The organism is Burkholderia oklahomensis C6786, assembly GCF_000959365.1.
GTDB classification, from domain to species: domain Bacteria; phylum Pseudomonadota; class Gammaproteobacteria; order Burkholderiales; family Burkholderiaceae; genus Burkholderia; species Burkholderia oklahomensis.
This window is the reverse complement of record NZ_CP009555.1, coordinates 839,686-865,241: the sequence shown is the minus strand read 5'-3', so window position 1 is coordinate 865,241 and position 25,556 is coordinate 839,686. Positions and strand designations below refer to the sequence as shown.

24 protein-coding genes are annotated in these 25,556 nt (G+C 69.6%); 12 read left to right on the top strand and 12 right to left on the bottom strand.

The window, feature by feature from the left end; all coding sequences use genetic code 11:
- The first annotated feature begins 13 nt into the window (after positions 1-13).
- From BG90_RS03880 to BG90_RS03870, 3 genes are all read left to right on the top strand, one after another.
- Positions 14-1,465: an aldehyde dehydrogenase gene (locus BG90_RS03880; RefSeq protein ID WP_045568052.1), complete on the top strand. Its 1,452-nt coding sequence runs from the start codon at positions 14-16 to the stop codon at positions 1,463-1,465.
- A 12-nt stretch (positions 1,466-1,477) separates the two neighbouring features.
- Positions 1,478-2,410, top strand: a complete 933-nt coding sequence (locus tag BG90_RS03875; protein ID WP_025989683.1) for a ketopantoate reductase family protein — start codon at positions 1,478-1,480, stop codon at positions 2,408-2,410.
- A 460-nt stretch (positions 2,411-2,870) separates the two neighbouring features.
- Positions 2,871-4,325 carry an MFS transporter gene (locus BG90_RS03870; RefSeq protein WP_010114247.1) on the top strand — a complete coding sequence of 485 codons (1,455 nt, stop codon included), beginning with the start codon at positions 2,871-2,873 and terminating at the stop codon, positions 4,323-4,325.
- Between the two features lie 33 nt (positions 4,326-4,358).
- On the opposite strand, the gene kynA is transcribed toward BG90_RS03870, so the two are convergent.
- The 3 genes from kynA to kynB all read right to left on the bottom strand — a co-directional run bounded on the left by kynA (position 4,359) and on the right by kynB (position 7,304).
- Complete coding sequence (gene kynA, locus BG90_RS03865; RefSeq protein WP_010101989.1) at positions 4,359-5,279, bottom strand: tryptophan 2,3-dioxygenase; 921 nt, start codon at positions 5,277-5,279, stop codon at positions 4,359-4,361.
- A 92-nt stretch (positions 5,280-5,371) separates the two neighbouring features.
- A complete protein-coding gene (kynU, locus tag BG90_RS03860) occupies positions 5,372-6,622 on the bottom strand; it encodes a kynureninase (RefSeq protein WP_010101991.1) in 1,251 nt (416 codons plus the stop codon).
- Positions 6,623-6,662: 40 nt separating this feature from the next.
- The gene (gene kynB, locus BG90_RS03855; RefSeq protein WP_010114248.1) at positions 6,663-7,304 is read right to left on the bottom strand and encodes an arylformamidase; all 642 of its coding nucleotides are present in this window, start codon (positions 7,302-7,304) and stop codon (positions 6,663-6,665) included.
- 128 nt (positions 7,305-7,432) lie between these two features.
- Here kynB and BG90_RS03850 point away from each other — a divergent pair, with 128 nt between their 5' ends.
- Positions 7,433-7,933, top strand: coding sequence for an Lrp/AsnC family transcriptional regulator (locus BG90_RS03850; protein ID WP_010101995.1), 501 nt, complete (start codon positions 7,433-7,435; stop codon positions 7,931-7,933).
- Here the strand turns inward: BG90_RS03850 and BG90_RS03845 are convergent.
- On the bottom strand, positions 7,920-8,435 hold the full coding sequence (locus BG90_RS03845; protein ID WP_010101997.1) for a flavin reductase family protein: 516 nt from the start codon (positions 8,433-8,435) through the stop codon (positions 7,920-7,922). The genes BG90_RS03850 and BG90_RS03845 overlap by 14 nt on opposite strands.
- Before the next feature lie 352 nt (positions 8,436-8,787).
- On the opposite strand from BG90_RS03845, the gene msrA reads away from it, so the two are divergent.
- Entirely contained in the window at positions 8,788-9,348 is a 561-nt protein-coding gene (msrA, locus tag BG90_RS03840) for a peptide-methionine (S)-S-oxide reductase MsrA (protein WP_025989684.1), read from the top strand.
- Between the two features lie 109 nt (positions 9,349-9,457).
- Here the strand turns inward: msrA and BG90_RS03835 are convergent, their stop codons facing one another.
- The 3 genes from BG90_RS03835 to pdxH form a co-directional block, all read right to left on the bottom strand.
- On the bottom strand, positions 9,458-10,936 hold the full coding sequence (locus tag BG90_RS03835) for a DUF72 domain-containing protein (RefSeq protein ID WP_010114250.1): 1,479 nt from the start codon (positions 10,934-10,936) through the stop codon (positions 9,458-9,460).
- A gap of 25 nt (positions 10,937-10,961) precedes the next feature.
- Positions 10,962-12,182 carry an SAM-dependent methyltransferase gene (locus tag BG90_RS03830; RefSeq protein ID WP_010102004.1) on the bottom strand — a complete coding sequence of 407 codons (1,221 nt, stop codon included), beginning with the start codon at positions 12,180-12,182 and terminating at the stop codon, positions 10,962-10,964.
- A gap of 144 nt (positions 12,183-12,326) precedes the next feature.
- Positions 12,327-12,971 carry a pyridoxamine 5'-phosphate oxidase gene (pdxH, locus tag BG90_RS03825; protein ID WP_010102005.1) on the bottom strand — a complete coding sequence of 215 codons (645 nt, stop codon included), beginning with the start codon at positions 12,969-12,971 and terminating at the stop codon, positions 12,327-12,329.
- Positions 12,972-13,106: 135 nt separating this feature from the next.
- Here pdxH and tcdA point away from each other — a divergent pair, with 135 nt between their 5' ends.
- Positions 13,107-13,973, top strand: coding sequence for a tRNA cyclic N6-threonylcarbamoyladenosine(37) synthase TcdA (tcdA, locus tag BG90_RS03820; protein ID WP_010102006.1), 867 nt, complete (start codon positions 13,107-13,109; stop codon positions 13,971-13,973).
- Between the two features lie 209 nt (positions 13,974-14,182).
- On the opposite strand, the gene trxA is transcribed toward tcdA, so the two are convergent.
- Both trxA and BG90_RS03810 read right to left on the bottom strand, forming a co-directional pair.
- Positions 14,183-15,031 (bottom strand): thioredoxin, encoded by an 849-nt coding sequence (trxA, locus tag BG90_RS03815; protein WP_010114251.1) that lies wholly within the window; start codon positions 15,029-15,031, stop codon positions 14,183-14,185.
- A gap of 52 nt (positions 15,032-15,083) precedes the next feature.
- Entirely contained in the window at positions 15,084-15,965 is an 882-nt protein-coding gene (locus BG90_RS03810) for a pirin family protein (RefSeq protein ID WP_010114252.1), read from the bottom strand.
- 162 nt (positions 15,966-16,127) lie between these two features.
- Between BG90_RS03810 and BG90_RS03805 the strand changes: the two genes are divergently transcribed.
- Positions 16,128-17,012: an EamA family transporter gene (locus BG90_RS03805; RefSeq protein ID WP_025989685.1), complete on the top strand. Its 885-nt coding sequence runs from the start codon at positions 16,128-16,130 to the stop codon at positions 17,010-17,012.
- A gap of 331 nt (positions 17,013-17,343) precedes the next feature.
- Here BG90_RS03805 and BG90_RS03795 read toward each other — a convergent pair whose 3' ends face one another.
- Positions 17,344-18,909, bottom strand: coding sequence for an N-acetylmuramoyl-L-alanine amidase (locus tag BG90_RS03795; RefSeq protein ID WP_038801920.1), 1,566 nt, complete (start codon positions 18,907-18,909; stop codon positions 17,344-17,346).
- Positions 18,891-19,445, bottom strand: coding sequence for a bifunctional tRNA (adenosine(37)-N6)-threonylcarbamoyltransferase complex ATPase subunit type 1 TsaE/phosphotransferase (locus BG90_RS03790; protein ID WP_010102015.1), 555 nt, complete (start codon positions 19,443-19,445; stop codon positions 18,891-18,893). Before BG90_RS03790 ends, BG90_RS03795 begins: the two co-directional genes overlap by 19 nt.
- A 17-nt stretch (positions 19,446-19,462) precedes the next feature.
- Here BG90_RS03790 and queG point away from each other — a divergent pair, with 17 nt between their 5' ends.
- The 3 genes from queG (at position 19,463) to xerD (ending at position 22,226) form a co-directional block, all read left to right on the top strand.
- On the top strand, positions 19,463-20,686 hold the full coding sequence (gene queG / locus BG90_RS03785; protein ID WP_010114255.1) for a tRNA epoxyqueuosine(34) reductase QueG: 1,224 nt from the start codon (positions 19,463-19,465) through the stop codon (positions 20,684-20,686).
- 71 nt (positions 20,687-20,757) lie between these two features.
- Positions 20,758-21,225, top strand: a complete 468-nt coding sequence (locus BG90_RS03780; protein ID WP_010102018.1) for a methylated-DNA--[protein]-cysteine S-methyltransferase — start codon at positions 20,758-20,760, stop codon at positions 21,223-21,225.
- Positions 21,225-22,226, top strand: coding sequence for a site-specific tyrosine recombinase XerD (gene xerD, locus BG90_RS03775; protein ID WP_025989687.1), 1,002 nt, complete (start codon positions 21,225-21,227; stop codon positions 22,224-22,226). The genes BG90_RS03780 and xerD overlap by 1 nt, the downstream gene beginning before the upstream one ends.
- 202 nt (positions 22,227-22,428) lie before the next feature.
- On the opposite strand, the gene BG90_RS03765 is transcribed toward xerD, so the two are convergent.
- Positions 22,429-23,991: a class I adenylate-forming enzyme family protein gene (locus BG90_RS03765; RefSeq protein ID WP_010102021.1), complete on the bottom strand. Its 1,563-nt coding sequence runs from the start codon at positions 23,989-23,991 to the stop codon at positions 22,429-22,431.
- A 140-nt stretch (positions 23,992-24,131) separates the two neighbouring features.
- Between BG90_RS03765 and ybaK the strand changes: the two genes are divergently transcribed.
- Both ybaK and plsY read left to right on the top strand, forming a co-directional pair.
- The gene (gene ybaK / locus BG90_RS03760; RefSeq protein ID WP_025989688.1) at positions 24,132-24,623 is read left to right on the top strand and encodes a Cys-tRNA(Pro) deacylase; all 492 of its coding nucleotides are present in this window, start codon (positions 24,132-24,134) and stop codon (positions 24,621-24,623) included.
- A gap of 109 nt (positions 24,624-24,732) precedes the next feature.
- On the top strand, positions 24,733-25,341 hold the full coding sequence (plsY, locus tag BG90_RS03755; protein ID WP_010102023.1) for a glycerol-3-phosphate 1-O-acyltransferase PlsY: 609 nt from the start codon (positions 24,733-24,735) through the stop codon (positions 25,339-25,341).
- Positions 25,342-25,556: the final 215 nt, after the last annotated feature.

The window sequence follows — 25,556 nt, the reverse complement described above, 5'->3', positions numbered from 1 at the left end:
GGAGAATACCCGCATGCAGGACATCTCGATGCTGATCGGCGGCGAGCGCCGCCCGGCCACGGGCGGCGCGACGTTCGAGCGCCGCAATCCGCTCGACGGCGAAGTCGCGACGCGCGCGCCCGCCGCGACCGTCGACGATGCGCGCGCGGCCGTCGGCGCCGCCGCGGCCGCCTTCGCGCCGTGGGCCGCGCTCGGCCCGACCGCACGCCGCGCGCTGCTGCTGAAGGCGGCCGCCGCGCTCGAAGCGAAGCGCGACGCGTTCGTCGCCGCGATGGCGGCCGAGACGGGCGCATCGGTGATCTGGGCGCAGTTCAACGTGCAGCTCGCCGCGAACGGCCTGATCGAGGCGGCCGCGCTGACGACGCAGATCGGCGGCGAGCTGATTCCGTCCGACGTGCCGGGCTCGCTCGCGATGGGCGTGCGTCAGCCGGCGGGCGTCGTGCTCGGCGTCGCGCCGTGGAACGCGCCCGTGATCCTCGGCGTGCGCGCGATCGCGCTGCCGCTCGCATGCGGCAACACCGTCGTGCTGAAGGGCTCGGAGCTGTGTCCGGCGACGCACGGGCTCATCGTCGATGCGCTGCAGGAAGCCGGGCTGCCGCCCGGCGTCGTGAACTTCGTGACGAACGCGCCCGCCGACGCCGGCGCGATCGTCGACGCGATGATCGCGCACCCGGCCGTGCGCCGCGTGAACTTCACGGGCTCGACGCGCGTCGGCCGGATCATCGCCGAGCGCTGCGCTCGGCATCTGAAGCCCGCCGTGCTGGAGCTCGGCGGCAAGGCGCCGTTCATCGTGCTCGACGACGCCGATCTCGACGCGGCCGTCGCGGCGGCCGCGTTCGGCGCGTTCGCGAATTCCGGGCAGATCTGCATGTCGACCGAGCGGATCATCGTCGACGAGCGGATCGCCGACGCGTTCGTCGCGAAGCTCGCCGACAAGGCCGCGTCGCTGCCGGTGGGCGATCCGCGCAAGGGGCCCGTCGTGCTCGGCTCGGTCATCGACATGCGCACCGTCGAGCGCTGCAACGCGCTCGTCGACGACGCGCTCGCGAAAGGCGCGGCGCTGCTCTGCGGCGGCAAGGCGGACAGCACGCTGATGCCCGCGACGCTCGTCGATCGCGTGACGCCCGCGATGCGGATCTACGAAGACGAATCGTTCGGGCCGGTGAAGGGCATCGTGCGCGTCGCGGGCGAGGACGCGGCGATCGCGTGCGCGAACGACAACGCGTTCGGGCTGTCGTCGGCGGTGTTCAGCCGCGACGTCGCGCGCGCGATGCGCGTCGCCGCGCGGATCGAATCGGGAATCTGCCACGTGAACGGGCCGACCGTCCACGACGAGGCGCAGATGCCGTTCGGCGGCGTGAAGGAGAGCGGCTTCGGCCATTTCGGCGGCAAGGCGGGCATCGCCGAATTCACCGATCTGCGCTGGATCACCGTGCAGACGACGCCGCGCCACTATCCGTTCTGAACGATGACGACGATGAAGATTGCGATTGTCGGCGCGGGCGCGATGGGCTCGCTGTTCGGCGGCCTGCTCGCGGAAGATGGGCACGACGTGACGCTCGTCGACGTGAACGCCGCGCACGTCGACGCGATCGCGCGCGACGGGCTGCGGCTCGACACCGATCGCGGCGACCGGCGCGTCGCACGGCTGCGCGCGCTGCGGCCGGGCGACGCTCGGGCGGGCGCGCACACGCCGCCCGACTTGCTGATCGTATTCACGAAGACGCTGCACACGCGCGCGGCGCTCGCCGGCGTGCGCGCGCTGCTCGGCCCGCGGACGTTCGTGCTGACGCTGCAGAACGGGCTCGGCAACGTCGAGACGCTCGGCGAATTCGTGCCGCTCGAGCGGATTCTCGTCGGCGTGACGACGTGGCCCGCCGATCTCGCCGGGCCCGCGCACGTGCGCTCGCACGGCGCCGGCTGGATCCGGCTGATGAGCGCGGACGGCGCGATGCGGCCGATCGTGCAGGCGAGCGCCGACGCGTTCGAGCGCGCCGGGCTGAACTGCACGGTGGACGCCGGCGTGTGGACGACGATCTGGGAGAAGGTCGGATTCAACGCCGCGCTCAACACGCTGTGCGCGGTCACGCGCTGCACGGTCGACGAGCTCGGCGCGCGCGAAGACGGGCCGGCGCTCGCGCTCGCGATCGTCGCGGAGGTGGCGGCGGTCGCCCGTGCGAAGGGCATCGGCGTCGACGCAGGCAAGATGCGCGACAACGTGCTGCATGCGATCCGCGAGCATTCCGGACATCGGCCGTCGATGCTGCAGGACGTGCTCGCGGGGCGGCGCACCGAGGTCGAGGCGATCAACGGCGCGATGGTCGCGGCCGCGCGCGGCGTTGGCGTCGTGACGCCGCATACGGAGACGCTGCTGCAGCTCGTCAGGCTGATCGACGCGCGCGTCGGATGACGCAGATACAAGCGCGGGCGCGAGCGGACGTTCGGCTGCGGTCGTTCGCGCGGTCGGCCGTTTAGATCGATGCATCGGCGTCGGCGCCGACAGCGCGTGCATCGTCCGCTGTCGAACCGACGTTACCCGCATTCGTCAGCAGGATCGATGCGCACGTCCGGCATTCGACGGCCGCCGCGCGACCGCATGCCAGCGGCGCTAGGGGTTTCCAATAATTCAACTAATCGAAATTAGTTTTACCATGCGTAAATTCATGACCTTGCGCCAGATCAATGTCTTGTCGTGCGGATGCCGCCAGCCGGCGCCGCGCGGCGCCGGCGCGAGGCCGATGAAGCCCTAGCGCCGCAGGGTTTGCCCGCGACATCGCGAACGGTTCCGAAGAAAGCCGGGCGGGGCGGGTCAGCGCGACGCGCCGATCCAGAGGACATTCAGGAGACGACATGCAGCACACCCCGACCCCGTGTTTCGCCGCGGCGCACCGCCGCGTTCGTTGTTCGACCGCCGCGCGCCGGAGGCTCGCATGAGCGCCCGCCACGGCGTCGCGCCGCTTGCGGTCGACATCGGCGCGACGCTCGACCACGGACCGTTCACGGCGATGCAGCGCATCGCCGTGCTGCTCGCCGCGTTCGCGATCGTGCTCGACGGCTTCGACAGCCAGCTGATCGGCTTCGCGATTCCCGTGTTGATCAAGGAGTGGGGGATCACGCGCGGCGCGTTCGCGCCCGCGGTCGCGGCGGGCCTGTTCGGGATGGGAGTCGGCAGCGCGTGCGCGGGTCTCTTCGCGGACCGCTTCGGCCGGCGCTGGGCGATCATCGGCAGCGTGTTCGTATTCGGCGCGGCCACGTGCGCGATCGGTTTCGCGCCGAACATCGCGACGATCGCCGCGCTGCGCTTCGTCGCCGGGCTCGGGATCGGCGGCGCGCTGCCGACCGCGACGACGATGACGGCCGAATACACGCCCGCGCGCCGCCGCACGGTGATGGTGACGGCGACGATCGTCTGCGTGCCGCTCGGCGGGATGCTTGCGGGCCTGTTCGCGCACGAGGTGCTGCCCGCGTACGGCTGGCGCGGCCTCTTCTGGATCGGCGGCGCGCTGCCGCTCGCGCTCGGTTTGCTGCTCGTGCGCGCGCTGCCCGAATCGCCGCGCTATCTCGCGCGCAATCCGGCGCGCTGGCGCGAGCTCGGCGCACTGCTCGCGCGGATGGGGCGGCCCGTCTCCGACGGCACCGCGTTCACCGATCTCGCCGAAGCGCGCACGCACGAAGGCCGGCAGCGCGGCCTGCGCGCGCTGTTCTCGGCCGGCTACGCGCGCGACACGATCGCGCTGTGGTGCGCGTTCTGCATGTGTCTGCTCGCCGTCTACAGCGCGTTCAGCTGGCTGCCGACGATGCTGACTGCGCAGGGCTTGAGCGTGTCGGTCGCCGGTTCGGGGCTCACCGCGTACAACCTGGGCGGCGTGCTGGGCGCGCTCGGCTGTGCGTTCGCGATCGGACGCTTCGGGTCGCGCTGGCCGCTCGCGTTCTGCTGCGCGGGCGGCGCGGCGAGCGCCGCGTGGCTGCTCGGCGTCGATGCGGCGAGCCACACCGGCTGGCTGATCGTCGGCCTCGGCGCGCACGGCTTCTTCGTCAACGCGGTGCAATCGACGATGTACGCGCTCTGCACGTTCATCTACCCGACGCCCGTGCGCGCGACGGGCACCGCGGGCGCCGTCGCGTTCGGCCGCATCGGCGCGATCCTGAGCGCGTTCGCGGGCGCGTACGTGATCTCGGCGGGCGGCGCGAACGCGTATCTGACGATGCTCGCCGCCGCGATGACGGTCGTGCTCGTCGCGCTGCTCGCGCTGCGCCGCCACATCCCGCGGCTGCGCAGCGGCGGGCTGCCGGCGAGCGACGAGCTCGCGCGCACGACGCCCTGACGCGCGGCCGTCCGGATGGGCGGACGGCGCGCGCTACAGCGTCGTCCGCACGTGCCAGAGCTCGGGGAACAGCACGACGTCGAGCATCTTGCGCAGATACGGCGCGCCGCTCGTGCCGCCCGTGCCCTGCTTGAAGCCGATGATCCGCTCGACCGTCGTCACGTGGCGGAAGCGCCACTGGCGGAACGCGTCTTCGAGATCGACGAGCTCTTCGGCCATTTCATACAGCTCCCAGTGCGCGTTCGGCTCGCGGTAGACCGCGAGCCACGCGGCCTCGACCGTCGGATCGTGGCGCGTCGGCTGCGTCCAGTCCGCATCGAGCCGCTCGGGCGCGATCGGAAAGCCGCGGCGCGCGAGCAGGCGAATCACTTCGTCGTACAGCGACGGCGCCCGCAGCGACGCCTCGAGATGCGCATAGACTTCCGGCCGGTGCGCGTGCGGACGCAGCATCTGCTCGTGCTTGTTGCCGAGGATGAACTCGAGCTCGCGATACTGATACGACTGGAACCCCGACGACGCGCCGAGATACGGCCGCATCGCCGAATACTCGGACGGCGTCATCGTCGCGAGCACGTTCCACGCCTGCACGAGCTGCTCGAGCACGCGCGACACGCGCGCGAGCATCTTGAACGCGGGCGGCAGCGCGTCGTCGCGGATCGACGTGAGCGCCGCGCGCAGCTCGAAGAGCGCGAGCTTCATCCACAGCTCGCTCGTCTGATGCTGGATGATGAACAGCATCTCGTTGTGGTCCGGCGAGCGCGGATGCTGCGCGTCGAGCACCGTCGACAGCGACAGGTAGTCGCCGTAGCTCATCGATTGCGAGAAGTCGAGCTGCGCGTGGTGCCAGCCGGACGGCGCGTCGCCGTCTTCGGCGACGGGCACGTGCGGCGCTTCGTGCGCATGGGTGCCGGCGAACGGGCAGCCGGGCGCGTTACCGTCGCCGGGCGGCTGCATGTGACCTGAATTCACGGTTGTCTCCATTGAGAATGCGTTGCGGGGTGAGCGACGAGTCGCGGCGTGGCGCGCACGGCGCGCGATCGGGCGGCTCAGGTCACCTCGGCGCGCGTCGCGAATTCGGGTGCGCGCCATGCGTCGGTTTCGACGATGTCGCGCAGCGTCTCCACCGCGTCCCATGCGTCGACGAAGCGCGTGTAGAGCGGCGTGAAGCCGAAGCGCAGGATGTGCGGCTCGCGGTAGTCGCCGATCACGCCGCGCGCGATCAGCGCCTGCATCACTTCGTAGCCGTGCGGATGCTCGAAGCTCGCCTGCGAGCCGCGCTGATGATGCGCGCGCGGCGTGACGAGCTTGAGCGGCTGGCCCGCGCAGCGCGATTCGACGAGCGCGATGAACGCGTCGGTCAGCGCGAGCGACTTGCGGCGGATCGCGTGCATGTCGGTCTGCGCGAACACGTCGAGCCCGCATTCGACCATCGACATCGACACGATCGGCTGCGTGCCGCACAGAAAGCGCGCGATGCCCGGATCGGGCTCGAACGTCGGCTGCATCGCGAACGGCGCGCGATGGCCCCACCAGCCGGAGAGCGGCTGCTCGAACGCATGCTGATGGCGCTTCGGCACCCAGACGAACGCGGGCGAGCCGGGGCCGCCGTTCAGATACTTGTACGTGCAGCCGACCGCGCCGTCCGCGAGCGCGCCGTTCAGATCGACGGGCACGGCGCCCGCCGAGTGCGCGAGATCCCACAGCATCAGCGCGCCCGCCTGGCGAACCGTCTGCGTGACGGACGGCATGTCGTGCATGTAGCCCGTCCGGTAGTTCACGTGCGTGATCATCGCGACGGCGGTTTCGTCGTCGAGCGCATCGGGCAGGTCGGCGGGATCGTCGACGAGGCGCAGCTCGTAGTCGCCGCCGAGCTGCGCGATCAGGCCCTGCGCGATGTACAGGTCGGTCGGAAAGTTCGAGCGCTCCGACACGATCACGCGCCGCTTCGGCGCGCGCTGCGCCTGGTGGCGCAGCATCGCGGACAGCAGCTTGAAGAGGTTGATCGAGATCGTGTCGGTGATCGCGATTTCGCCCGCCGCCGCGCCGACGAGCGGCGCGAGCCGGTCGCCGAGGCGGCGCGGCAGCGCGAACCAGCCGGCCGTGTTCCAGCTGCGGATGAGGCCTTCGCCCCATTCGGCGCCGATCACCTGCTGCGCGCGGGCGGCCGCGGCGCGCGGCTGCGCGCCGAGCGAATTGCCGTCGAGATAGATCACGCCGTCGGGCAGCGCGAACTGGTCGCGCAGCGACGCGAGCGGGTCGTCGCGGTCGAGCGCGAGCGCTTCTTCACGTGTTTTCATGATGTCGAACCTGGTTGGGGAAAGGGGGCGACGCGCGGTTTCAGCGCGGCGCGCCGGGCAGCGCGCGCAGCACCGCGCGCACGGGGCTCGCGTCGAGCGTCGCGAACTTGAGCGGCAGCGCGATCAATTCGTAGTCGCCCGCTGCGATGTCGTCGAGCACGAGTCCTTCGAGAATCGCCATCCGGTGCGCGCGAATGCGCCGGTGCGCGTCCATCGTCTTCGATTCCTGCGGGTCGAGCGACGGCGTGTCGATGCCGACGAGGCGCACGCCGTGCGCGGCGAGCAGATCGATCGTTTCCGGCGCGACTGCGCAGAACGCGCTGTCCCACGCGCGCTGCGGCGCCTGCCGGTACGTGCGCAGCAGCACGCGCGGCGGCGCGTCGGCGAGCGCCGCGCGCACGTCGTCGGGCGCGACGGCGCGGCCGGCGCCGATGCAATGGATCACGCGGCATCGCCCGAGATATGCGTCGAGCGGCACCGCGCCGATCGGCGCGCCGCGCTCGTCGTAATGGAGCGGCGCGTCCGCGTGCGCGCCCGTGTGCGGCGACAGCGTGATGCGCGCGACGTTGACGGGCGAGCCCGCCTCCATGCGCCACACGCGCTCGACGCCGACGGGCGTGTCGCCCGGCCAGACGGGCGTTGCGGGGTCGATTGACGGGGAGATGTCCCAGATCGTGTCCATGCGATATCGAAGAACGTTGGATGCTTCGGATGATAGGCAAACCTGCGAAGCAGGTGCTTGCGAAATAAGCATGGACAATCCACCAATATGGCAGATAATTCGAAATAGACCTAAAACGGAGACCAAAAATGCATGCGATCACGCTTGACGCAACCGATTGCCGTATTCTCGCGGTCCTGCAGCAGGAAGGCCGGATCAGCAACCTCGACCTGGCGGAACGCATTTCGCTGTCGCCGTCCGCCTGCCTGCGGCGGATGCGGCTTCTCGAAGAGCAGGGGGTGATCGAACGCTATCGCGCGTGCCTGAGCCGCGAGAAGCTCGGGTTCGAGCTGGAGGCGTTCGTGCAGGTGTCGATGCGCAACGACCAGACGCAATGGCACGAGCGTTTCGCGGAAGCGGTGCGCGAATGGCCGGAGGTGGTCGGCGCATTCGTCGTGACGGGCGAGACGCACTATCTGCTGCGCGTGCTCGCGCACAACCTGAAGCACTACTCCGATTTCGTGCTGAATCAGCTGTACAAGGCGCCCGGCGTGCTCGACATCCGCTCGAACATCGTGCTGCAGACGCTGAAGGACGAAGCGGGGCCGCCCGTCGCGCTCGCGCGCACGGGCGCCGTCAAAGTCGTGTGAGACGGTGGAAGCCGCCGCTCTGGAACACGAGCGGCGCGAGCGACGCGGCGTCGGGGTGCACGCCGCAGCGTTCGACCTCGCCGACGAAGATCACGTGGTCGCCTTCGTCGTAGCGGCTGCGGTTGTGGCATTCGAACCACGCGAGCGCGCCGTCGAGCACGGGCATGCCGCTGTCGCCTTCCGCGTGCGACACGCCTTCGAAGCGGTTGCCCTTCAGCGTCGCGAAGCGCATGCACAGATCGTGCTGTGACGCGGCGAGCACGTTGACGACATAATGGCTGTTCGTGCGGAATACCGGCATCGACGCCGATTTGTGCGCGAGGCTCCACAGCACGAGCGGCGGATCGAGCGACACCGAATTGAACGAACTCGCGGTGATGCCGATCAATTGACCGGACGGCGCGCGCGTCGTGACGACGGTCACGCCGGTTGCGAACTGGCTGAGCGCCTGGCGGAACGCGCCGATATCGAAATTCGGAGGGCTGGCCTGTTCTTTTTTCATCGCGTGACGGCCTCGAGCGACGAAAGCGCGCTGCGGCAAGTGGAACGGGCGGCGGCGCCGCGTGCGGAATGGCGGGAAGGGAGCAGGACGGTCATCGGAAAATTCGTCTGGTTGGGGACGATTTTAGCGGAATCGCGCGGAGCTGCGACGGGCCGCCGCGCCCGGCGAGTGGCCGACGCCACATTTTTCGTGGAATGCGTCGCGCGTTTCGGCGCATGCGGACGCGGGAGCCGTGATGGCGACGCGGTGTGCCGGCGGGGCGCGCATGCGCGCCGGACCGCCGGAAAAGCATCGCGCGCGGAGGCCGGGCGCGGCGCGTGCAACGGGCATGACGAACGAAAGGGAAACCGATATGAGTAGTCAAGCAACGAACGAAGTGGCCACGTTGGGCGGCGGCTGTTTCTGGTGCCAGGAGGCGGTGTTCCTGGACGTCGACGGCGTGACGGCCGTCGAATCGGGCTATGCGGGCGGCCGCACGCGCAACCCCGGCTATCGCGACGTGTGCGATGGCGACACGGGGCACGCGGAAGTCGTCAACGTGACGTTCGATCCGAGCCGGATCGGCTATCGCGAAATCCTCGAGATCTTCTTCGCGACGCACGATCCGACGCAGTTGAACCGTCAGGGCAACGACGTCGGCACGCAATACCGGTCGGCGATCTTCACGCACTCGGACGCGCAGCGCGACACCGCGCTCGACTTGATCCGGACGCTCGAGCGCGACAAGCTCTACGACGATCCGATCGTCACGCAGGTCGAGCCGCTGAACGGCAACTACTGGCCCGCCGAGGCGTATCACCAGAACTACTACGCGCGCAATCCGGGGCAGGGCTACTGTGTGGTCGTGATCGGGCCGAAGCTCGCGAAGTTTCGCCGGAAGTTCGCGCATCGATTGAAGTCGCGCGGCGCTTGACGGCGGTTGGGGCGGCGCGGGCGGCGGCGCCGGGCTTTTCGCTTTTCGCCGGGTCGTCGATCGTGTGAATCGGCGCCGGCCGCGGACGGCGCCCGACACGCAACGCGCGTTACGCCGCCTCGCCGCGCCAGCGCGCGCACGCGGCCGCGATCTCCTTCGCGAGCGCGATGCACGACAGCGGCGCGGACCCTTCCGCCTTGTTGTTCACCGTGATGAGCACCGGCTGCCCGGCGAGCACGTAGCGCGCGGCGAGTTCCGCGAGCGCCGAGCGCGTGTGCGGATCCTCGTCGACGAGCCGGTCGAACGGCTCGTACTTCGCCTTCGCCTGTTCGTACTTGAAGCCGCCGTGCAGGCTCCAGCGGACGATGAGCGGGCCCGACGGCTCGCCGTCGAGGAGCGCGAGCGCCGCCGCCTGCCGCAGCGGATCGGGCATCTTCGCGTGCAGCCCGACGCAGTAGCGCACGCCCGCCGCCGCGAGCGCGCGGATGAAGCGCGGCGTCAGCAGGCTCGCGTCGCGGATCTCGACCGCGTAGCGCGGGCCGTCCTGATCGTCCGGCAGCGGCGGCAGCGCGCCGAGGAACGCGCTCAGGCGGTCGACGAGCGCGGCCGGGTCGGCGAGCAGCGCGTCGGGCATCGGCGGGAACTGGAACACGAGCGCGCCCGCCTTCCGGCCGAGGCCTTCGATGCACGGGCGCACGAATTCGTCGGCGGCGAGCTGCGCGTTCAGGAACGCCGGGTTCGGGCCGGCCGGCTCGCCTCGCGTGCCGCGCAGCACGGCGTCCGTGACGAGCGCGGGCGCCTTGACGACGAAGCGGAAGTCGTCCGGCACCTGCTGCGCGTAGCGCAGATAGTCGGCGACCGTGAGCGGCGCGTAGAACGAGCGATCGAGGCTCACGCTCTTGAGAAGCGGATGCGCGCCGTACGCTTCGAGGCCTTCGCGCGACAGCTTCGATTGCGCGTAGTCGTCGCCGTAGACGATGTCCTTCCAGCCGGGGAAATACCACGACGACGTGCCGAGCCGCACGTGCGGCGGCAGTTTGCGCGCAGTGACGGCGACTTCGTCGGAGATCGCGGCGGGGGCGACGCCGCGCCGGCGGGGGCGCTTCTTCGGCGGGGCGGCGGGGGGCGGCGCGTCGAAGCCGGGGAGCGGGGGCGTCGCGGTGGAGTCGGCTGGGGCGGCGGTATCGGCGGGCTTGTCCGGACCGTCGGCCTCGGGGTTACGCTCGGCTTTGGCTTTGGCGTCGGCTTTTGCCTCGGCATCGGCATCGGCGCCTGCGCCTGCGCCTGCGCCGGCATCGACTTCGCCATTGATGGCATCGCCGGCACCTGGCGCAGCACCGAGCGCCGGCTCGGCGGTTCGCGCGACATCGTCGTCCGGCAGCGGCGCATCGCCTGCCGCCGCATCGTGCGTCACGTCGCGCGGCTTGCCGCTCGCCGCGCGCTTGCGCTTCGTCCCCGAGGCGGACGAAGCGGGCGAAGGAGGCGGCTCCGGCAGCGGCTCCGCCCCGAACAGGTCGAACTGATCGCTTGGCGCGTCGTCTTGTCGTCGTGGCTGCGCTGGTTTGCGCCGCGTGCTGCCGTCACCCATCCGTCATCGCAAAAAGGCGCCGCCTTCAGCGCGGCAGCGCGTGTTCGTACATGTAGCGCCGCGACCACGGCAGCGTCTTCGCGCTCTGCCCGGCCTTGCGGCACACGATCTGGAAGATCGACACGTCGTCGTGCTCGAATGCATACGCGCAACCGGCCAGATACACGCGCCAGATGCGGAATTTTTCGTCGTCGACGAGCTTTCTGGCTTCTTCGGCCTTCGCCTCGAAGTTCTCGGTCCAGATGTCGAGCGTGCGCGCATAGTGCCGTCGCAGGCTCTCGACGTCAACCGCCTCGAGCCCGCCGCGCTGCGCCGCCTCGAGCGCGAGGCTGATGTGCGGCAGCTCGCCGTCCGGGAACACGTAGCGGTCGATGAACTCGCCGCCGCCGAGCGCCGTTTCGCCGCTTTCGGCGTCGGTCGACGTGATGCCGTGGTTCATCGCGACGCCGTCGTCCGCGAGCAGCTCGCGGATTCGCGAGAAGTAGAGCGGCAGGTTCTTGCGGCCGACGTGCTCGAACATCCCGACGCTCGTGATCCGGTCGAACTGGCCTTCGATTTCGCGATAGTCCTGCAGCCGGATTTCGATCTTGTCTTCGAGGCCGGCCTTCTTCACGCGCTCGGTCGCGAGATCGAACTGGTTTTGCGACAGCGTGACGCCGACGCAGCGCGCGCCGAACTTGCCCGCCGCGCGCAGCACGAGCGCGCCCCAGCCGCAGCCGATGTCGAGCAGGCGCTGGCCGGGCCGCACCTGGATCTTGGTGAGGATGTGATCGATTTTCTTGAGCTGCGCGGTGTCGAGGTCTTCGTCGCCGTTCTCGAAGTACGCGCACGAATAGACCATGTTCTCGTCGAGCCACAGCCTGTAGAACTCGTTCGACACGTCGTAGTGATACTGGATCGCCTTCCTGTCGGAGCTCTTCGAGTGATTGAAGTAGCGCCGCACGCGCGCGAGCTTGCTTGCGCTCGTCACCGTGCTGCGCGCGAGCGAATAGCCGATGTTGATGATGTCGGCGAGCTTGCCTTCGATGTCGATCTTGCCCTTCACGTACGCCTCGCCGAGATTGTCGAGGCTCGGTTCGAGCAGCAGCGGCAGCGCCGACGCGCTGTTGACCTTGAGCGTCACCTGCGGCGCCGCGAACGTGCCGAAATCGAGTTGCTGCCCGTTCCAGAGGACGAGGCGCGCCGGTATGTTCGACTTCTCCCGTACTTCGTCCGCCCACTGTGCCAGTTTCTTTTCCCAGAACATTTGGAATCTCCGTTGTTCGTTGAAACGAAATGAAGCCTAGTTTTCGAGCGGGCGGCCGGCGCTCGGAAACGCCGACCGCCCGCGAGCAAAACGAAACGCACGGCAGGGCGGACGCGGTCGCGGGCGCGGGCGCGCCGCGGCGAATTACGGCGCGAGGCGCGTGATCTTCCAGCCGCTCGCCGACGCGGGATCGCGCGCATACAGCAGGCGGTCGTGGAGCCGCGACGGGCGGCCCTGCCAGAATTCGATCGAGGTCGGCACGAGACGGTAGCCGCCCCAGTGCGGCGGGCGCGGCGGATTCTCGCCGAAGCGCGCGCTGATTTCCTTCTCGCGGGTTTCGAGCATCGCGCGGTTCTCGATCACCGCGCTCTGGTCGGACGCCCATGCGCCGATCCGCGAGCCGAGCGGCCGCGACGCGAAATAACGGTCGCTTTCTTCTTCACTCGTCTTCTCGATGCGTCCTTCGACGCGCACCTGCCGCTCGAGCTCGATCCAGTAAAAGAGCAGCGCCGCGTTCGGGTTGTGCGCGAGCTCGCGTCCCTTGCGGCTCTCGTAGTTCGTGAAGAACACGAAGCCGCGCTCGTCGACGCCCTTGATGAGGACGATCCGCGCGGACGGCCGGCCGGATTCGTCGACGGTTGCAAGCGTCATCGTGTTGGGCTCGGGCAGCTGCGCGCTGAGCGCTTCCTTGAACCAGACGTCGAACTGGACGAACGGATTCGGATTCACGTCCGCGACGTCGAGCGACGCGCGGGAATAGTTGGTGCGGAGATCGGCAAGTGTCGTCATCGGTGTGCGAGCGCTCAATCGGGGTCAGTATAGCGAAGGTGGAAAAATCCTGCGTTGCAACGGTTCGGCGCGTGTTCGCCGCGGGGCGATCAGGCAAAATAGCGGGCCATCCGCCTTTCATTTCATTCAGCTTGTATGCCCCGTACCGACGCCATTGCGACGCCTCACGATCTTACTCCGCAGCCATCCGGACAGCTTGACGCGGATCGGGCGCGGCGCTTCGGCGGCGTCGCCCGGCTCTACGGCGCCGACGCGCTCGCCGCGTTCGAGCGCGCGCGCGTCGCCGTGATCGGCATCGGCGGCGTCGGCTCGTGGGCGGCCGAGGCGCTCGCGCGCAGCGCGGTCGGGGAACTGACCCTGATCGACCTCGACAACGTCGCCGAAAGCAACACGAACCGGCAGATCCACGCGCTCGACGGCAATTACGGCAAGCCGAAGGTCGACGCGATGGCCGAGCGGATCGCGCTCATCGATCCGGCGTGCAAGGTCGTGAAGATCGAGGATTTCGTCGAGCCGGACAATCTCGACGCGCTGCTCGGCGGCGGCTTCGATTTCATCGTCGACGCGATCGACAGCGTGCGCACGAAAGTCGCGCTGATCGCGTGGTGCGTCGCGCGCGGGCAGCCGCTCGTCACGGTCGGCGGCGCGGGCGGCCAGCTCGATCCGACCCGCATCCGGATCGACGATCTCGCGCAGACGATCCAGGATCCGCTGCTGTCGAAGGTGCGCGCGCAGTTGCGCAAGCAGCACGGCTTTCCGCGCGGGCCGAAAGCGAAATTCAAGGTGAGCGCCGTCTATTCGGACGAGCCGCTGATCTATCCGGAGGCGGCCGTGTGCGACGTCGACGACGTCGCGATGCACACGGCGACGGACGCGCAGGCGCCGGGGCCGACGGGGCTCAATTGCGCGGGCTTCGGCTCGAGCGTGTGCGTGACCGCGAGCTTCGGCTTCGCGGCGGCGGCTTACGCGCTGCGCGCGCTCGCCGCGCGCTCGGGCCGATAGCGCTCACCCTGACGCGCGACGCTCGCCGCCGGATCCGCGTTCGCGAGGCGGGACCGCTCGGGCGCGATTCCGGCGCGGCGCAGGCGTCGGCCCGTTCATCGAAAGGAAGGACGGCGTGGCCGCCGCGAAATCGCGTTGAAAGAAAAAAGCGGCGGACGCGCAATACGCGCGCCGCCGCCGCATGGCCGCTCCGCCTTGGCCTTCTGTCGTCAGTTCAGCGCCGCGCTCAGCTTGCGCCGCCACGCGGACACGAGCGTCGGCTGGTCCGCCGCGAGCTCGAACACCGAAATCATCGTCTTGCGGCCGACGTCGTCGCCGAACGTCCGGTCGCGCAGGACGATCTCCAGCAACTGCTCGAGCGCGCCTTCATACGCGCGCCGCGCGATCAGGGTCTGCGCGAGATCGAAGCGCGCTTCCAGATCGGCGGGGTTGCTCGCGATCCGCGCCTCGAGCGCGTCGGTCGGCGGCAGATCGGCGGCCGCGTCGAGCGCGTCGAAGCGTGTCTTGATCGCCTGGTAGCGGGCGTCGGCGCCGTCCGTTATCTGCGGCGACAGGCGCTCCGCTTCGGCGCGCGCATCGTCGATCCGGTTCAGCGCGAGCAGCAGCTCGATGAAATCGAGGCGCGCCTCGTCGTAGCCGGGATTCAGCGCGAGCGCATTTTCGAGGTGCGACATCGCGTCGTCGATGCGTTCTTCGGCGAGCGCGGCTTGCGCGGCGTTGCGCTCGGCTTCGTCGGGCGCGGGCACGAGACGGTCGAGGAACACGCGCAGCTGCCCCTCGGGCAGCACCCCGACGAACTGGTCGACCGGCCGCCCGCCCGCGAACGCGATCACGTGCGGGATGCTGCGCGTCTGGAAGTGCGCGGCGAGCTCCTGGTTCTCGTCGACGTTCACCTTGACGAGCTTCCAGCGGCCTTCGTATTCGCGTTCGAGCTTTTCGAGCAGCGGACCGAGCGTCTTGCACGGACCGCACCAGGGCGCCCAGAAGTCGACCAGCACGGGGGCGGCAAGCGATGCTTCGATGACGTCTCGTTCGAAAGTGGCGAGCGTGGTGTCCATGGCGTCCTCGTCAGTATTGGATGAATGCACAATGAGGGTGCGCGGCTTTTTTTCAATGCGCGCGGCGCTCGGGGAGCGGAATCCAGTCGGTTTCGCCGGGTACCGTCCCCATCTCCTGCGCCGCCCACGCGCGCTTCGCGCGCTCGATCGCATCGCGCGAGCTCGCGACGAAATTCCATTCGATGAAGCGCTCGCCGTCGAGCTTGTCGCCGCCGAGCAGCATGGCGCGCGCGCCGCCGGCGCTTGCGAGCGCGGCCCGCGCGCCCGGCGCGAGCACCGCCATCTGCGCGGCTTCGAGCGGCGTGCCGTCGACGGTCAGGTCGCCGTCGACGAGATAGACCGCGCGCTCTTCGTGCTCGGCGTCGAGCGCGAGCGCGCCGCCCGGTGCGAGCACGGCGGCGACGTACAGCGTGCGCGAGAACGTCGTGACGGGCGAGCGCACGCCGAACGCGTCGCCCGCGATCACCGTCATCGCGACGCCGTCGCGCTCGAGTTTCGGCAGCGTCGCGGCCGCGTGGTGCTCGAACGACGGCTCGCGCGTCTCGTGCGCGAGCGGCAGCGCGACCCAGGTCTGGATGCCGTGCACCGTCTGCCCGCGCGCGCGCGCGTCGTCGGGCGTGCGCTCCGAATGGACGATCCCGCGTCCGGCCGTCATCCAGTTGACGTCGCCCGGCACGATCTTCTGCACGGAGCCGAGGCTGTCGCGATGCATGATCGCGCCGTCGAACAGATAGGTGACGGTCGCGAGGCCGATGTGCGGATGCGGGCGCACGTCGAGACCCGCGCCCGCTGGCTGTTCGGCGGGGCCCATGTGGTCGAAGAAGATGAACGGGCCGACGGTGCGCGCGGCGAGCGCGGGCAGCGTGCGGCGCACGGTCAGGTTGCCGATGTCGCGGATATGCGGCTTCAGGATGGCTTTGATCGAGTCGGTCATGGCGGGCGGCGTTCGAGGCGTTCGTGCGGTGGAATGCGACCCATTGTAACGGCGTAGCGGCGGTCGCGGCGGGTGCGCTCGCGGATTGCGCGCGGCCGCCTGCAAGCTTGGCGAAACGCCGGTAGACTCGGCGGCTTGCGCAAAAAACACATGGAGACGACGATGGCCCCGAGAGACTTGCTGCTGGCGCTGGTGGTGATCCTGGCGTGGGGCGTGAACTTCGTCGTGATCAAGGTCGGGCTGCACGGCGTGCCGCCGATGCTGCTCGGCGGGCTGCGCTTCCTGCTCGCGTCGGTGCCTGCGGTGTTCTTCGTGCGCCGCCCGCAGATCCCGTGGCGCCTCCTCGCGCTGTACGGATCGACGATCCTGCTCGGCCAGTTCGTGTTCCTGTTCTCCGCGATGTACGTCGGCATGCCGGCCGGGCTCGCGTCGCTCGTGCTGCAGTCGCAGGCGTTCTTCACGCTGTTCTTCGCGATGCTCGTCCTCGGCGAGCGGCTGCGCGCGCAGAATCTCGCGGGCCTCGCGATCGCGGCGGCGGGTCTCGTCCTGATCGCCGTGCAGGGCGGCCGCGGCATGACGCTCGCGGGCTTCCTGCTGACGATCGGCGCCGCCGCGCTGTGGGCGCTCGGCAACGTCGTGACGAAGAAGCTCGGCAAGGTCGACCTCGTGTCGCTCGTCGTCTGGGCGAGCCTCGTGCCGCCCGTGCCGTTCTTCGTGCTGTCGTATTGCTTCGAGGGGCCGCAGCGGATCGAGACCGCGCTGACGTCGCTGTCGGGCGCGTCGATCTTCGCGGTCGTCTATCTCGCGTTCGTCGCGACGCTGCTCGGCTATGGGCTGTGGAGCCGCCTGCTGTCGCGCTATCCGGCCGGGCAGGTCGCGCCGTTCTCGCTGCTCGTGCCGATCGTCGGCCTTGCGTCGTCGTCGCTGCTGCTCGGCGAGCAGTTGACGCATGCGCAGCTCGCGGGCGCGGTGCTCGTGATGGCCGGGCTCGCGGTCAACGTGTTCGGCGACCGGCTCGCGCGGCGCTTCTTCGCCGCGGCGTCGTGATCGCGCCGGGGGATTCCGACTGCGAAAAGGCGGCGCACGGCAACCCGGGTATTCGGAGCGAGGCCCGGCGCCGGATCCGCGGAGGACACGTGCTGATCGGCCGGTCATGGAATTCGCGTGCGGCGACGGCGATCGACGAAGGCGAGGGCGGGACGGCGAAGGCTGGCGCGCCGAAGCGATGCGCATCGCCGTGAAAATCGGCGTGCGAGACGCGGTGCGGCGCGCCATATGACGAACGCAATGGAACGAAGGCGCGCGGGCCGAATCGCCGGGCTCGAGCATCCCGCGCGCAGCGGCGCGGGACGCCGCCGCGCCGCTGCGCGCGGGCGCGTCAGGTCATCCGGCTCTTCGCGAGCGGCGGATTCGCCGCGAAATAGCGCTTGATTCCGCGGAAGATCGCATCGGCCATCTGGTCGCGGTACGCGTCGTCGTTCAGCCGGCGCTCCTCGTCCGGATTGCTGATGAACGCGGTTTCGACGAGGATCGACGGAATGTCGGGCGCCTTCAGCACCGCGAACCCCGCCTGCTCGACCGAGCCCTTGTGCAGCTTGTTGATGCCGCCGACTTCCTTCAGCACGTAGCCGCCGTAGCGCAGCGAATCGCGGATCTGCGCGGTCGTCGACATGTCGAAGAGCGCGCGGTTCACCGACACGTCCTGCGTCTTGATGTTGATCCCGCCGATCTGGTCCGACGAGTTCTCCTTGTTCGCGAGCCAGCGCGCGGCCGCGCTCGATGCGCCGTGGTCCGACAGCGCGAACACCGACGAGCCGCGCGCCGACGGCGTCGTGAACGCGTCCGCGTGGATCGACACGAACAGATCCGCGCCGACGCGCCGCGCTTTCTGCACGCGCACGTTGAGCGGCACGAAGAAGTCGGCGTCGCGCGTCATCATCGCGCGCATGTTCGGCGCGGCGTCGATCTTCGCGCGCAGCTTCTTCGCGATGTCGAGCGCGACGTGCTTCTCGTACGTGCCGCCGCCGCCGATCGCGCCCGGATCCTCGCCGCCGTGGCCCGGATCGATCGCGACGGTGAGGAGGCGCACCGTGCCGCGGCCGGATTTCGGCGCGGTGAACGCGTAGGTGTCGGCATCGCCCGCATTCTCGTCGTCGTTCTTGCGCGCGATGACGGGCGGCGGCTTGACCGCGGGCCGCGACGGCGCGACGGGCGGCGTCTGCGCGATGGGCGGATTGGCAGGCGCGCCCGGCGCCGGGCGCGCGGCGTGCGCGGGCGGCGGGTTGTTCTGCGCGAAGCGCTGGAAGAACGCGTCGCTGTTGTCGGCCGCGGCGGGCGGCGCGGCGGCCGGGCCGTTGAGCGCGGCCGTCGGCGGCTGTGCCTGCTGCGCGCGCATCGTGTCGTTCAACTGCTGTTCCTTGCGCTCGGTCTGCGCGATCAGGTCGGACAGCGGATCGGGCGCGACGGCCGGATACAGGTCGAACACGAGCCGGTAGCGATAGGTGCCGACGGGCGGCAGCGTGAACACCTGCGGCTTCACCGAGCCCTTCAGGTCGAACACCATCCGCACGACGTGCGGCTGATACTGGCCGACCCGCACCGACTGGATCTGCGGATCGTTCGGCGTGATCTTCGACACGAGGTCGCGCAGCGCCTGGTCGAGTTCGAGACCGTTCAGATCGACGACGAGCCGGTCCGGTCCTTGCAGCAGCTGCTGCGAGTTCTGCAGCGGCTGGTCGGATTCGATCGTCACGCGCGTGTAGTCGCGCGCGGGCCAAACGCGCACGCCGAGCACCGAACTCGCGTGCGCGAGACGCGGCAGCGCGAGCCCGAGCACGAGCGTCGACGCGCCGGCGCGCAGGATCTGCCGGCGCCGCCAGTTATGGGTCGCGGTGGCCGCCGATTCGATCGAGCGGAACGGTTTGATCAACATCTTTCGAGACATGCCTTTCCTGATGCGCTGTACGCCCGGGCGGTGAGGAGCCGGCCTTCGCCGTCCACGTCGAGCGAGAACACGAGATCCGGCACGCCAAGGAGCGCGCCCGCCCGCTGCGGCCATTCGACGACGCAGATCGCGCCGGAATTGAAATACTCGCGAAAGCCTGCGTCGGCCCATTCGGCCGGATCGCTAAAACGGTACAGATCGAAGTGATAGACCTCGAGTTCCCCATCGGAACGCGCGAGCGCGTACGGCTCGACGAGCGTGTAGGTCGGGCTCTTCACGCGGCCCGCGTGGCCGAGGCCGCGCAGCATCGCGCGCACGAGGGTCGTCTTGCCCGCGCCGAGATCGCCGTAAAGCTGGATTTGCAGGCCGTCGAACGCGTGCGCGGCGGCGCGCTCGCCGCGCACCGCGTCGAGCGCGTGCGCGAAGCGCTCGCCGAACGCGAGCGTCGCCGCTTCGTCGGCGAGCGCGAGCGTGCGCTCGGCGAGCGGAGCGGGCAGGAGGGGCGCGGCATGCGCGTGGCTAGGCTGCTCGGGCATTCTCGTAAAATAGAGCGATGGACCGAATTCCGGAACTCGCTGTCGCAGATGCGCGCCCCTCGCAGGACGGGCGCGCCGCGCCGTCTCGCCTCGACGATGCGAAGCTCGCCGAGCTCGCGTCGCGCATCAAGGCGTGGGGGCGCGAATTGGGTTTCGGGGCGATCGGCATCAGCGATACCGAACTCTCGGATGCCGAAGCGGGGCTCGCCGCCTGGCTGGAAGCCGGATGCCACGGCGAGATGGATTATATGGCCAAACATGGGATGAAACGCGCGCGGCCGGCCGAACTTGTGGCCGGCACGCGACGCGTGATCTCCGCGCGGCTCGCCTATCTGCCCGCCGCGACGCTCGGCGACGCACCCGATTCGAGCGCCGCGCCGCGCGACTGGCGCGCGCGCGAGGCGGCGCGCATCGCCGATCCGCAGGCGGCCGTCGTGTCCGTCTACGCGCGCGGCCGCGACTATCACAAGGTGCTGCGCAACCGGTTGCAGACGCTCGCCGAGCGGATCGAAGCCGAAATCGGCGCATTCGGCTATCGCGTGTTCACCGATTCCGCGCCGGTGCTCGAAGTCGAGCTCGCGCAGAAGGCGGGCGTCGGCTGGCGCGGCAAGCACACGCTGCTCTTGCAGCGCGACGCGGGCTCGTTCTTCTTCCTCGGCGAGATCTATGTCGACGTGCCGCTGCCGGCCGACGCGCAGACGTCGCCCGCCGCCGCGCCCGAGACGCCCGGCGCGCATTGCGGCAGTTGCACGCGCTGCATCGGCGCGTGCCCGACCGGCGCGATCGTCGCGCCGTATCGCGTCGACGCGCGGCGCTGCATCTCCTATCTGACGATCGAATTACACGGCAGCATTCCCGAGCCGCTGCGGCCGCTCGTCGGCAATCGCGTGTACGGCTGCGACGACTGCCAGCTCGTCTGTCCGTGGAACAAGTTCGCGCAGGCGGCGCCCGTGGCCGACTTCGACGTGCGGCACGGGCTCGATCGCGCGTCGCTCGTCGAGCTGTTCGCGTGGACTGCCGAGCAATTCGACGAGCGGATGCAAGGCAGCGCGATTCGCCGGATCGGCTACGAGCGCTGGCTGCGCAATCTTGCGGTCGGCCTCGGCAACGCGCTGCGCGCGGCGCCCGGCAGCGTCGAGCCCGCCGCGCGCGCGGCGATCGTCGCGGCGTTGCGCGCGCGTGCGGACGATTCGTCCGAGCTTGTGCGCGAGCACGTCGAGTGGGCGCTGCGCGCTGCGTGAAGGCGGCGTAAAGTGACGGTTTGGCGGGCGGCCGGCGCATGGCGCGGGCGCGCCCCTTTCAGGAGACGACGATGTTCAATGCAGTAATCGATGCGCCATTCGGCAAGATGGGTATCCGCACCGATGCGTCGGTCGTGCGCGAGATCGTCTATCTGCCCGAATCGATGAAGAGCGTCGCGCCGGACACGACGCTCGCGAAGCGGGCCGCGCGCCAGATCGAGCGCTATTTCGAGCGTGCGTCCGCGCGTTTCGACCTGCCGCTCGCGGAAGTCGGCACGCCGTTCCAGCATCGCGTGTGGAATGCGATCAGCGCGATTCCGCCCGGCATCGTGCTCACCTACGGACAGATCGCGAAGCAGATCGGCAGCGCGCCGCGCGCGGTCGGCCAGGCGTGCGGCTCGAACTATTTTCCGCTCGTGATTCCGTGCCATCGCGTTGTCGCGTCGGGCGGGATCGGCGGCTTCGCGAACCACGACGACGACGGCTACTTCCTCAAGGTCAAGCGCTGGCTGCTTGCGCACGAGGGCGTGCAGTACTGATGGCGCGCGCAGTACGTGCCCCTGTGGCTCACGCGGCGCTCGTCGATGCCGAGCGTGCGCACGCGCCGTCGCCCGATCGTCCGTCCGGCGAGCTGGCCGCGTCGCCCGCATGGGTCGACAGCCGCACGTCGATCGATCTGTTTTGCGATGCGATGTGGCTCGAGCACGGGCTGTCGCGCAACACGCTCGACGCGTATCGGCGCGACCTGCAGCTGTTCGCGCAATGGCTCGCCGCGCAGCATGCGGAGAACGTCGATCATGCGAACGAGGCGATGCTGACGGGCTACATCGCCGCGCGCAGCGACGGCAAGGCGACGTCGTCGAACCGCCGGCTGTCGGTGTTTCGCCGCTATTACGGCTGGGCGGTGCGCGAGCATCGCGCGGCCGTCGACCCGACGCTCAGGATCGCATCGGCGAAGCAGGCGCCGCGGTTTCCGTCGACGCTGTCCGAGGCGCAGGTCGAGGCATTGCTCGCCGCACCCGACGTCGATACGCCGCTCGGCCTGCGCGACCGGACGATGCTCGAGTTGATGTACGCGAGCGGGCTGCGCGTGAGCGAGCTCGTCACGCTGAAGTCGGTCGAGGTCGGGTTGAACGAAGGCGTCGTGCGCGTGACGGGCAAGGGCTCGAAGGAGCGGCTCGTGCCGTTCGGCGAAGTCGCGCACGGCTGGATCGAGCGCTATCTGCGAGACGGGCGGCCCGCGCTTCTCGGCGCGCGCGCGGCCGATGCGCTCTTCGTCACCGCGCGCGGCGACGGGATGACGCGCCAGCAATTCTGGAACATCATCAAGCGCCACGCGCAGCAGGCGGACGTCCGCGCGCATCTGTCGCCGCATACGCTGCGGCATGCGTTCGCGACGCATCTGCTGAACCACGGCGCGGACCTGCGGGTCGTGCAGCTGCTGCTCGGCCACAGCGACATCTCGACGACGCAGATCTACACGCACGTCGCGCGCGAGCGGCTGAAGACGCTGCATGCGGCGCATCATCCGCGCGGGTGATGCCGGCGGCGCGACCATGCGCGCGTCCGCACGTGCGAGATTCCGCCTCCGACGTTCGAGCGTCGCGAGTTCCGTGGCGGCGCGATCCGTGCGTCGAGCATGAAGTCGATCGTCGGCGCAGCGGGTTTTTCCGGCGCGCAACCGCGTTCGCCGGACATCCGGTTTCCATGCGCTTCGGACGCCCGCGCGCGTTCGCGCGACGTCACAGCATCTCGCGCAGCCGGTGCTTGAGCACCTTGCCCGTCGACGCGGCCGGCAGCGCGGCAAGCGCGCGGATCTGCGCGGGGCGCTTGTACGGCGTGAGCCGGCCCGCGCACCATTCCTTCAGATCGTCTTCGGTTGCGACCGCGTTCGGCGCGAGCTCGACGAACGCGATCACCTCCTCGTTGCCTTCGATCGCGCGGCCGATCACGGCCGACTGCACGACGTCCGGATGCGCGTTCAGCGCCTGCTCGACTTCGGACGGATAGACGTTGAAGCCCGAGCGAATGATGAGCTCCTTGCCGCGGCCGGCGATCGTCACCGCGCCGTCGTCGGCCGCGCGCGCGAGGTCGCCCGTCTTCAGCCAGCCGTCCGCCGTGACGGCCGCGCGCGTGCCTTCCGGATTGCGGTAGTAGCCGAGCATCACGTTCGGCCCGCACACCCATAGCTCGCCGACTTCGCCCGGCTCAACGTCGGCGCCGTCCGCCGTGCGGAAGCGGACGGCGACGCCCGGAATCGGCATGCCGACCGAGCAGTCGGCGCGCGGTGCGTCGATCGGCGTTTGCGTGATTGTCGGGCTGCTTTCGGTCATCCCGTAGCCGTTGTGCAGCGGCAGGCCGTAGACGCGTTCGACGCGCGCTTTCAGATCGGCGTCGAGCGGCGAGCCGCCCGAGTAGACGAAGCGCAGATGCGGCGCGTGCCACGCGTGTCCGTGCGCGCGCAGATGCTCGAGCAGCTTCGCGTGCATGGCCGGCACGCCCTGGAAGATGGTCACGCGCTCGTCGGCGAGCGCGCGGCGCAGCGCCTCCGGCGAAAAGCGGGGCACGAGCTTGAGCGTCGCGCCCGCGTAGAGGCTGCCGAGGCATACCGACGCGAGCCCGTAGACATGCGACACGGGCAGCGCCGCGTAGACCACGTCGGTCGGCGCGACGCGCCGCTGCGTGCTCGACACCGCCGCGACGAACAGCAGGTTGCGGTGCGACAGCATCACGCCCTTCGGCGTGCCGGTCGTGCCCGTCGTATAGATGAGCGCCGCGCACTGGCGTGCACCGTCCGCTTCGACCGGTTCCGCGCGCACGCTCGCATCGAGCGTGTACGACCACGCGCCGATGTCGAGCTCGAACGGCGCGGCCGGCTGCGCGCCGCGACGTTCGGCATGCGCGCATGCATCGGGCGACGTGCCGGTGACGAACGCAGTCAGGCGCGGCTGCGCATGCGCGGCGATCGCATCGAGCTCGGCCGCCGCAAGGCGCGCGTTCGACACGATCGCCCATGCATCGAGCCGCGTCGTGGCGAACAGCAGCACGAGCTGCGCGACGCTGTTCTCCGCGACGATCATCACGCGGTCGCCGCCTTGCACGCCGAGGCCTCGCAGCCGGTCGGCGGCCGCGTCGATCGCATGCGCGAGCTGCGCGTACGTGAGCCGGCGCGCGTCCTCAATCAGCGCGACGTGATCAGGCGTGCGTTCGGCGATGCGCGCGGGCAGCGCCGCGATCCGCGACGGCAACGCGGCGATCAGCGCGTCGACGTCGATCGCCGCGCCGGCGGGAAAGTGAGTTGTCATGGTGTCTCCGGATGGCCGGCGCGAGCGCGGTGTCGCGCCGCCGCCGACCATGTGCCGACGATCGTGCCACGCGGCGGCCGCGCGGACAATCTGCCATTCGGACAATGGTCCCGCGCGCCGCCTGCAATTAAAATGCGCACATGAGCAAATCCAAACACGTTTCCGAAACGCCCGCGACGCAGTTTCTGCGCCGCCACGGCGTCGCGTTCGGCGAGCACGTCTACGATTACGTCGACCACGGCGGCACGTCCGAATCGGCGCGGCAACTGGGCATCGACGAGCACGTCGTCGTCAAGACGCTCGTGATGGAAGACGAGCACGCGAAGCCGCTCATCATCCTGATGCACGGCGACCGCACCGTGTCGACGAAGAACCTCGCGCGGCAGATCGGCGCGAAGCGCGTCGAGCCGTGCAAGCCCGAGGTCGCGAACCGGCATTCGGGCTACCTCGTCGGCGGCACGTCGCCGTTCGGCACGAAGAAGGCGATGCCCGTCTACGTCGAATCGACGATCCTCGACTTGCCGTCGATCTACCTGAACGGCGGCCGGCGCGGCTACCTCGTGAGCGTCGCGCCCGCGGCGCTGACGACGCTCCTGGACGCACGGCCCGTGCAGTGCGCGAGCGTCGACTGAGGGTTTCACCCGCATGGCGCGCCGCGCCGCTTCGGTAGAATGAGCGCCGCCGCGACCTCGCGACCGAGGCCGTCCATCCCACCCATATGTTGAAACAAGAGTCCTTCGCATGCAGATCCTGCTCGCTACTGTCGCCGCCTATCTGATCGGATCGGTGTCGTTTGCCGTCGTCGTCAGCGCCGCGATGGGGCTCGCCGACCCCCGCTCGTACGGCTCGAAGAATCCCGGCGCGACCAACGTGCTGCGCAGCGGCAACAAGAAGGCGGCGATTTTCACGCTCGTCGGCGACGCGTTCAAGGGCTGGCTCGCGGTCTGGCTCGTCAAGCGCTTCGGCATCGGCGGCGAGATCGGCGTCGCGCTCTCGGCGATCGCCGTGTTCCTCGGCCACCTGTTTCCGGTATTCTTCCGCTTCCAGGGCGGCAAGGGCGTCGCGACGGCGGCGGGCGTGCTGCTTGCCGTGCATCCGGTGCTCGGCCTCGCGACCGCGCTGACCTGGGTCATCGTCGCGTTCTTCTTCCGCTATTCGTCGCTGGCGGCGCTCGTCGCCGCCGTGTTCGCGCCGGTTTTCGACGTGTTCCTGTTCGGCACGCGCAACAACCCGGTCGCGTGGGCGGTGCTCGCGATGAGCGTGCTGCTGATCTGGCGGCATCGTTCGAACATTTCGAAGCTCCTCGCAGGCGAGGAAAGCCGGATCGGGCAGAAGAAGACGGGCGCGTAATCCGCGCGGATTCGTCCGATTTCGTTCGATTTCGTCCGGTTTTGTTCGGGACGCGCGGATGCGACGCGCTGCGCGTCGCGGTGCCGTCGCGTATCGAGATGCATTCGATCGGAGCGGGAAGGGCGGTTTTGAATCGGCGGCGCACGCGATTCGGGCGTCGATCGCATCCACGAACGCTGGTGCCGCAATTGGCGCAAGCGGCATGCGAACGAGCG